Source organism: Novosphingobium sp. 11B (assembly GCF_054589055.1).
On sequence record NZ_BAAILP010000114.1, the window covers coordinates 149,466 to 157,642 of the forward strand.

Sequence of the window (8,177 nt, forward strand, 5' to 3'; positions counted from 1 at the left end):
TCGCTTAAGCACCGATTCTGGAGATGGTTCGGGACAGGCATGGCAGCTGGAAACGAAAACGGCCTGACGGCTACCCCCGTGACGATTCCGGCGGCGTTGGAGGCGCTTTCGGTGGAGGAACTGAGGCGCCGCCTCCACGAAGCGGAAGAAGCCCTGCGTGCCATCCGCGAGGGGGATGCCGACGCCATGCGCAGTGCGGACGATAGGCGCCAGACCCTGCTGATGCATGAACTGGATCACCGCGTGAAGAACACGCTGTCGATGGTTCTGTCCATCTGTAGTCGGACTTTGTCGAATTCTCACGGGCTCGACGACTTCCGCGTGCGCTTCACGCGCCGCATCCAGGCGCTGGCAGCCACCCACAACCTGCTCGCCGATGTCTCCTGGACCGGGGTTGACCTCTCCGCGATGATCCGCTCCGAACTCGCGCCCTACCTTTCTTCTCCCGGACCACGCATGGAACTCGCCGCACTGGATCGTCTGGTCGCACCCGACGTCGCGATCGCCTTCGGCCTCGTCGTGCACGAACTTACGACCAACGCAGTCAAGTACGGCGCGTTATCGGCCGAAACCGGCTGCGTGACCGTCAGGGGACGCGCGCTCGACGGCGATCTCTACGAAATCATGTGGACGGAAAGCGGAGGCCCGCGCGTGGAATCACCCAGGCGCCACGGTTTCGGCCAGACCTTGATCACCCGCAGCCTCGCCCGCGGAGAAGGCACCGGAGCGACGGTGAACTTCACGGCCGACGGGGTCGTGTGCCGCATGGTCCTGCCTGTCGAGGCCCACGCATGACCGACGCTTTCGGCCGGTCCAGCCATGAGGAACTGCCTAAATGGCAGGCATTCCAGCTGCGTCTGCTCGACCGCATGCGCCGCAGCGAAGACGCCGAGGACATCCTCGCCACGGCAGCGCAACTGCTGGGCGAGCACCTCTCGGCTGGCCGCTGCGGCTTCGCCACGATAAGCGACGACGGTGTGAGGGCGCATCTGGACGCGGACTGGTCGAGCACCCTGCCAAGCCTCGCCGGAGAGACGCGCGTGCTCGACAGCTTCGGCCCCGCGATCATCGCAGAACTGCGCCTTGGCCACACGCTGGTAGTCGCCGACAGCGATACCGACCCGCGCACCGCCGCCTTCGCTGAAGGCTGGCGAAGCATCGGCTCGCATGCGCTGGTGGTCTGTCCGATCTTCCGCGAAGGCAGGTTCGACAGCGTACTCTATGTCCACCACGCAACCCCGCGCATCTGGACGGAAAGCGAGACCCGGCAAGTGGAAGACGTCGCCCTGCGCACCCGCGATGCCGTCGATCGCGCCCGCAGCGAAGTCGCCTTGCGCGCCAGTGAGCAGCGCTATCGCTCCCTTTTCAATTCCATCGATTCCGGTTTCTGCGTCGTCGAAGTCGTATTCGACGATGATGGCAAGGCCAGCGACTATCGCTTCATAGAGGTCAACGATTCCTTCGAGGCCTACACCGGCATCGCCAATGCCCAGGGCCGATGGATGCGCGAGATCGCACCCGCCCATGAGCAGCACTGGTTCGATCTCTACGGCCGTGTCGCCAGGACTGGCCGCCCCGAACGGATCGAACTTCCCGCCCGCCAGTTGGACGACCGCTGGTACGCCGTACAGGCCTATCGCGTCGATGACCCCGCCCGGCACCACGTCGCCGTCCTGTTCACCGACCTGACCGCACGCCGCCGCACCGAGCGCGCGCTGGAGCGCAGCCGCGAGGAACTGGAACTGGCCGTGCGCGCCGCCGAACTGGGCCGCTTCGACTATCGCCCGCGCGAAGGCACGCTGACCTGGGACGACCGCTGCCGCGCCTTGTTCGGCCTCTCCCCGGGTGTGAGCGTCAGCTACGAGACGGCCTTCCTTGCAGGCCTTCACCCTGAAGATCGCGACCGCGCCGACCGCGCCGTGGCGGCATCGCTAGACCCTGATGGATCGCATCATTTCGAGGTCGAGTACCGAACCATCGGGATCGAGGACGGCGAACTGCGCCACATCAGCGCCCATGGCCTCGCCTTCTTCGAAGGTCGCGCGCCGGTACGCCTGATCGGCACCGTGCAGGACGTCACCAGCGACCGGGAAGCCAATGCGGCCCTGCGCGAAGTGGGCGAGCGGCTGCGCCTTGCCGGGCGGGCCACCAACGACGCGGTGTGGGACTGGGACTTGCGCGCCGACCACGTCACCTGGAACGAGGCCCTGGCCCATGCCTACGGTCACGTGCCCGAGGCAGTGGCTCCGACCGGTGAATGGTGGCTGTCGCAAATCCACCCTGACGACGCTCGCCGCATCCATGAAAGCATCTTCCGCGTCATTGACGGACAGGGCACCGACTGGACGGACGAATACCGCTTCCGCCGCGCCGACGGCAGCTACGCCGACGTTCTCGACCGCGGCTACGTCATCCGCGACGAGGCCGGACGGCCGCAGCGCATGGTCGGCGCCATGCAGGACGTGTCCGCTCGCAAGGCGGTGGAGCGCCAACTCGAGGAAGAACGCCGCCGCCTTCACGAGGAAGTCCTCGAAACCGCCGCCGAGCGCGACCGCGCCGAGGATGCGCTGCGCCAGTCGCAGAAGATGGAGGCGGTCGGCCAACTCACCGGCGGCCTCGCGCACGATTTCAACAACCTGCTGGCCGGCATCTCGGGCGCGCTGGAGATGATACACACACGCATTGGGCAAGGCCGCACTGGCGAACTGGAGAAATACTCGACCGCCGCGCAAGGCGCGGTGCGCCGGGCGGCAGCGCTGACGCATCGGCTGCTTGCCTTTTCCCGCCGCCAGACGCTGGCACCGACGCCTACCGATGTCGCAGCCCTCGTGGTCGGCATCGAGGATCTGGTGCGCCGCACGGTCGGGCCGCAGGTCGAAGTGCGAACCTCGTCTTCCTCCGGGCTGTGGTCCACCCTGGTCGATCCCAACCAGCTTGAGAACGCATTGCTCAACTTGTGCATCAATGCGCGCGATGCCATGCCCGGCGGCGGCATCATTCGGATTTCTAGCGCCAATGTCACCCTGTCGGACCGACAGGCGCGTGAGCAGGACCTGGAGCCGGGAGAATACGTCGAAATCAGTGTATCGGACACCGGCACCGGCATGACACCGGCCGTCGTCGAACGCGCCTTCGACCCGTTCTTCACCACCAAGCCGATCGGAGAGGGCACCGGGCTCGGCCTGTCCATGATCTATGGTTTCGCGCGTCAGTCCGGTGGACAGATCGGTATCGCGACGCAGCCCGGGCAAGGCACCATCATGCGCCTCTACCTGCCGCGACACGAGGGGACGGAGGCGCTCGCCGCCGTTGCAGCGCCCGCTCCCGAACAGGAACCGGCCGCCGAACGATCGCGGCGAACCGGCCGGATCCTCGTCGTGGACGACGAACCGACGGTGCGGATGCTCGTGGTCGAAGTCGTGGAGGAGTTGGGCTATCGGGTCATGAAGGCTCACGACGGACCCAGCGCCATGCGGATCATCGAAAGCGGACAGCCGATCGACCTGCTGATAACCGACGTCGGCTTGCCCGGAGGCATGAACGGGCGGCAGATAGCCGATGCCGCACTGGCCCGCCTGCCCGCGCTCAAGGTGCTGTTCATCACCGGCTATGCAGAGCAGACCGTGATGAGCAACAACCAGCTGGCGCCGAACATGGCGATCATGACCAAGCCGTTCGCAATGGAGGCGCTGGCGAACCGAATCCGTGAAATAGCCGATTAGAGAGGGATGGCTTCAAGGGGAACCATCCTTCGCTCGTACTGAAGATGCCCGGTGCGGTGATCGCCCTCAGGCCACGCTTCCGGGCCGGCCTTCAAATCATAATTATCATATGAAACGTTCTTGTCCGGCCTGCCACGCGCACTACGATGGCATTGCGCGACGGCGCAACGAAAAGGACAAGGACGGTTTCGTGGCAGGGTCTTCCCATCTCACAGTCGATGAACCGGCGACCCAGCTGGGCCGGAACCTGACATACGGGCTGCTCGACAATATCGGCCGCGCCATCGTCACCGGCCGGTTCGAGAACCAGGTCTTCCCGACCGAGGCGGAACTCGCCAAGCAGCACGGTGTCAGCCGGTCGGTGACGCGCGAAGCGGTGAAGATGCTGACCGCCAAGGGGCTCCTCAGCGCTCGCCCGCGTCAGGGCACGACGGTTCAGCCGACATCGTCGTGGAATCTGTTCGATACCGATGTGCTGCGCTGGATGCTGGAACGCCGGCTTTCGCTAGACCTGCTGCGCCAGTTCAACGAACTGCGCGTGGCAGTGGAGCCCGAGGCCGCAGCCCTCGCCGCCCGCGTCGCGGGTGAGGACGATATCACGCGCATCGACGACGGCCTGCGCCGCATGCAAGCGGCCGAGCGGGGCCTGGATGACCCACTGGAGGCCGACATAGCCTTCCACGTCGCAGTGCTGCGGGCCTCGAAGAACCCGTTCTACATCCAGTTACGCGACGTGGTCGGCACCGCGCTGCGCACCTCGATCCGCTTCACCAATCGGATCAAGGGACGCACGGCGGACGTTGCCGAACACGCCAAGGTACGCGATGCCATCGCCTCTCGGGATGCGAGCGCCGCACGGGTCGCGATGCGCACGATCATCGGCGACGTGCTGGTACTGGTCGAGGACCGCCTGCCCTCCATCGACCGAGCAGCCGAGCCCCCACGCACCGCCGGAGATTAATGGCCGTAGGATGGAACTACAGTTCCAGTTCACATGTCAAACAGGAACATCGCCAAGTATCTGCACGCGAAAACCGGACCGGACTTGGGGGAAATAGTCCCAGGTCGCCGAGTGTTGCGTGCAGCGGTTGTCCCAGAACGCGATCGAATGCTGCGCCCAGGAGAAGCGGCACTGGAACAGCGGATGCTTCACGTGATCGAACAGGTAGCCGAGCAGCGCGTCGCTTTCGGCGCGCGGCAGACCTTCGATATACGTGGTGTATCCCTTGTTGACATAGATGGCCTTGCGGCCCGTAGCCGGATGCGTGCGGATCACAGGATGCGTGCTGCGCGGCAGCTTCATGCCCTCCGGCGTGATGCCGCCGAAGCCGACCACCGCGTCATGAACCGCCGTCAACCCGTTAAGATGCGCCTTCATCCGGTCTGAAAGCGCATCGTAGGCGGCATACATGTTGGAAAACGCGGTATCCCCGCCCACCGGCGGCACCGTGTGGAGGTAGAGCACCGAACCCAGCGGAGGCTCGGCATCGCAGCTCATGTCCGAATGCCAGTCCTCGCCCGCGACGAAAGTGGAATCCCCGTCGGCGTGCATGACCGTGATTTCGGGGTGTCCCGGCTGCTGCCAGGGCTTGGTGCTGGGCGCGATGTGGATGCCGCCGAAGTAATTGGCGAAGCGCTTGTGCGCCGTATGGTCGATGGGCTGATCGCGAAAGAAGATCACTAGCCGATCCTCCAGCGCGCGGTGCAGTTCCTCCACCTCCAGATTGGAGAGCGGCTGCGTGAGGTCCACACCCGAGACCACCCCGCCCATGCCGGGGGTGAGCGGGGTCACCGTAATCGCCGAATATTCCACCTTGTGCGTCCCTTCCTTCATCAGATGATCGGCCATTCGCTGACCAGCGGCAATCCCGAACGCCCGAGCACCGCTTCCGCCATCGCCTGCCCCTCGGTCCAGAGCGCGTCCTCGTCGATGAGAGTGCAGCGATGATCGGCCACCACACGCACGCCATCGACCCAGACCGAATCGACGCCCCGCCCATCGGCGGAGGCGACCAGCTGCTCGACCGGATTGTTGAGCGGCACCCATTCCGGGCGCCGGATGTCATGCGCGACGATGTCCGCCTTCATGCCGACCGCCAGAGCGCCGATGCTGTCCGACAGCCCGAGCACTTTCGCGCCGTTCAGCGTCGCCATCTCCAGCGCTGCGTGCGCGGGGAACAGCGAACGGTCCTCGCGCGCGTCGCGGAACAACGAGGCCATCAGCGCCATGACGCGCATCATGTCGTGGTTGTCCGCGCCGTCGGTTCCAAGCGCGATATTGACGCCCGCCGCCGCCATTTCCGGAAACAGCCCGCGCCGCGTCACGCCGTAGCCGCCGCGCAGGGCCGCATCGGGGCAGTGTGTGACATTGGCTCCGCTCGTCGCGACCAGTTCGGCTTCGCGCGCATCGATGTGGACCATGTGGACGAGGTTGAGATGCGGCCCCAGCACGCCAAGGTCGGACAGATGCTCGACCGCGCGCTTTCCGGTCTGGGCAAGATACCATGCGGAATCGCCGGCGACAGGGCTCATGTGCGCGGAGACCCCGGTGCCGGTTCGCCGGGCGAGATCGGTCACGCACCGCCACAAGGCGTCGGTCGCGGTCATGTGGCCGATGAGGTTGGGCCAGGCGGCAATGCGGCGACCATCCTGCGGGTATGCCTCCAGATCGCGCTCCAGCGCCGCGAAAGCGTTCCGGGTGAGCGCCTCTGCATTGGCGGCCGGGTCCCAGGCGCGATCCTCGGTCCAGCGGCCGACCCGCCCCCGAATGCCGGTTTCTGCGATTGCTGCCATGACCTCGTCGAAGGCGATGACCGTGCCCGCCTCCAGGAAGGTCGTCGTGCCGGTACGCAGCATCGCCGCGATGGCCAGTTTCGCCGCAACCGCCTGTTCGGCGGGCGCGTGGTCCTTGTAAAGGGGGATCACCCAGCGGCCGAGCGTCTCGTCGAACGGCAGGTCGCCGGGAATGAAGCCCCGGATGAGCGTCTCGGTGAGGTGGACATGGGCATTGACGAAGCCCGGCGTCAGCAGGAACCGGGAGCCATCCACCACTTCGCGCGCCTCGATCCCGGCCAGATCGGCGGCCTTCCCCACGGCGACGATGCAGTCACCCGAAAAGGCGATGCCACCGTTACGGATGACGCGGCGCTCGGCGTCCATCGTGATGACGGTCGCGCCGGTGATGATGGTGTCTGCCTGCATGCGTCCCCGCCGTGGTGATGGCTGCGACTATAGCTCAGGTGCCGGGCGGCACTTGAGCGAGCGCGGCAGTTTTGTTGATCGCCCCCGTAATCGTCAGATCCGCAATCTTCAGCCAGGCAATGTCGAAGTCTGCCGCAACCCTTCGCCAAGGGCCAGCGCCGCCGAAGTCGCGAGATTCATCGAGCGAACCTGCGGACGCATGGGAATACGCACGCGGGCATGGCATGCATCGGCGACCGATGGGGGAACGCCTGCGCTTTCCTTTCCAAACAACAGCACGTCGTCAGGCAGGAAGCTGAACTCGTAGGCGGATTCGCTGCTCTTGGTCGTGAACAGCACCAGCCTGCTTTCGCCGACCGTGCCTCTGAACGCCTCGAAATCGGCATGGCGCGTCACGCTGACGTGATCGATGTAGTCCATCGCCGTGCGGCGCACGCGGCGGTCGTCCCACTCGAAGCCCATCGGCTCGATGAGGTCCACACCGACACCGAAACAGGCGCACAGGCGAAGGACGGCGCCGACGTTGCCGGCGATTTCCGGTTCGAATAGAGCAATGCGCATCGGCCGCTAATAGGCACCGCTGCATGTTTCGCGCAAGCCTGCGCTCAGCGCTCAGCGCCAGGCGAAGCCCAGCGCTTTCTGGATGGCGACGTAATCCCCTGTCAGGGCGGCACGCGCTGAGACGAGGTCCTGCTCGGCGCGGTTGAGGTCGTTGCGAGCGCTGAGCGCGGCGATTCTCGTTGCTGTCCCAGCCTGATAGCGGCTCTGCGCCAGCCGTTCGGTCAGAGCCGCCTTGTCCCGCACGCGCGCCAGCGAGGCGACGGTCACGCGGGCTTCGCGGAACCGTGCAAGGGCGTCTTCCGCGTCCTGCAGGGCCGACAGGACGGTGCCGTCGTAGCGGGCCTCCGCCTCGTCACGGGTCGCCCTGGCCTGCCCGACTTTCGCCTTGGTGCGGCCGAAATCGAGGAAACTCCAGCTCAGCTGCGGCGCGCCGACCGCCACGAAATCATCGAGATTGCCGAGATCGCTGATCTTGGTGCCGCCGATGCCGATGAGGCCCATGAACGACAGGCGCGGGAAGCGGGCGGCCTCCGCCTGGCCGATTTTCGCGGTATCGGCGGCCAGCGTACGCTCGGCAGCGCGAATGTCGGGACGGTGCGCAAGCAGCACCGCAGGGTCACCCACCGGCACCAAGGCGGGGGGTAAGGGTATCTCACCGGCCGCCGACAGGTCCGCATCGACCGCGCCGGGCTG

General features: G+C 65.9%; 7 protein-coding genes. 3 read left to right on the top strand and 4 right to left on the bottom strand.

Going from position 1 to position 8,177, the window contains the following annotated elements; genetic code table 11:
* Positions 1-39: 39 nt before the first annotated feature.
* The 3 genes from ACYPYD_RS10825 to ACYPYD_RS10835 all read left to right on the top strand — a co-directional run bounded on the left by ACYPYD_RS10825 (position 40) and on the right by ACYPYD_RS10835 (position 4,683).
* The gene (locus ACYPYD_RS10825) at positions 40-795 is read left to right on the top strand and encodes a sensor histidine kinase (RefSeq protein WP_459663116.1); all 756 of its coding nucleotides are present in this window, start codon (positions 40-42) and stop codon (positions 793-795) included.
* On the top strand, positions 792-3,722 hold the full coding sequence (locus tag ACYPYD_RS10830) for a PAS domain-containing protein (protein WP_459663118.1): 2,931 nt from the start codon (positions 792-794) through the stop codon (positions 3,720-3,722). Before ACYPYD_RS10825 ends, ACYPYD_RS10830 begins: the two co-directional genes overlap by 4 nt.
* A 109-nt stretch (positions 3,723-3,831) precedes the next feature.
* A complete protein-coding gene (locus tag ACYPYD_RS10835; RefSeq protein ID WP_248006104.1) occupies positions 3,832-4,683 on the top strand; it encodes a FadR/GntR family transcriptional regulator in 852 nt (283 codons plus the stop codon).
* A 36-nt stretch (positions 4,684-4,719) separates the two neighbouring features.
* Here ACYPYD_RS10835 and ACYPYD_RS10840 read toward each other — a convergent pair whose 3' ends face one another.
* From ACYPYD_RS10840 to ACYPYD_RS10855, 4 genes are all read right to left on the bottom strand, one after another.
* Positions 4,720-5,571, bottom strand: a complete 852-nt coding sequence (locus ACYPYD_RS10840; protein ID WP_211150933.1) for a TauD/TfdA dioxygenase family protein — start codon at positions 5,569-5,571, stop codon at positions 4,720-4,722.
* Entirely contained in the window at positions 5,556-6,923 is a 1,368-nt protein-coding gene (locus tag ACYPYD_RS10845) for an amidohydrolase family protein (RefSeq protein ID WP_459663119.1), read from the bottom strand. Before ACYPYD_RS10845 ends, ACYPYD_RS10840 begins: the two co-directional genes overlap by 16 nt.
* Positions 6,924-7,031: 108 nt before the next feature.
* Positions 7,032-7,484: a tRNA (cytidine(34)-2'-O)-methyltransferase gene (locus tag ACYPYD_RS10850; protein ID WP_008830367.1), complete on the bottom strand. Its 453-nt coding sequence runs from the start codon at positions 7,482-7,484 to the stop codon at positions 7,032-7,034.
* A gap of 51 nt (positions 7,485-7,535) precedes the next feature.
* Positions 7,536-8,177, bottom strand: a 642-nt coding sequence (locus ACYPYD_RS10855) for a TolC family protein (RefSeq protein WP_459663121.1), incomplete at its 5' end; no start/stop codon positions are given.